Below are 603 nucleotides of genomic sequence, written 5' to 3'. Positions count from 1 at the left end.
ACGGCCGTCTTGGCCTGCGAGACCTTGTCCTCGGACGACTGGCCCGGAGACGCCTTGGCATCCCCACCCTGTGCGGCCGCAGCCGCCGCCGTCGGCCTGTTCTCCGATTGGCGGCGGACGTCTTCTGGTGAGGTCGCCACGCGCCCGGAGGCCACGGCATCGGCTTGGCCCGTCCCGTTCGCTGCGCCGACCGGTCCCGAGACACCGCCGACGGTACCGGGCGTGCCGCCGCTCTCGCGCGAGGCGCCGCCCTTCTGCGCACGATCGGTCTCCGGCGTCCCCATTGGCTTGGCAGTGTTGCCGGTCGTGTTGGCTGCCTGCTGACCTGATGTTTCCTGCGGCCCCTTCCGTTGGCCGTAGTCGGGTTCGGAGGTCGGCGCTCCCATGCCGACCTGAGCGTCCATCTCGCGCCTCAGCTTTGCGATGTCATCCGTGCAAGGACCACCTTCCTGGGCGAGCGCGGCAGCCGGGAGGAAGCTGAGGGTAGACAGGGCTGCGGCCCCGCAGAGCCGGTTGAGCGGTCGCATACAGGTTTCCTCCAATTGATTGGTTTAGCCTGTCGTACAATCGCAAAGGGACAGAGTTGTTCGTCAGCTACTCCCG

General features: G+C 67.8%; 1 protein-coding gene. It reads right to left on the bottom strand.

Features of this window, described 5'->3' with window-relative positions; all coding sequences use genetic code 11:
• A partial coding sequence (locus MFF58_RS31930; protein WP_238294346.1) for a hypothetical protein occupies positions 1-404 on the bottom strand: 404 nt, incomplete at its 3' end.
• Between the last annotated feature and the right edge of the window lie 199 nt (positions 405-603).

Origin of the sequence: Methylobacterium longum (assembly GCF_022179385.1) — a bacterium.
GTDB lineage: Bacteria > Pseudomonadota > Alphaproteobacteria > Rhizobiales > Beijerinckiaceae > Methylobacterium > Methylobacterium longum.
The sequence above is the reverse complement of the archived record's forward strand: the minus strand, read 5'-3'. Positions and strand labels throughout refer to the sequence as shown.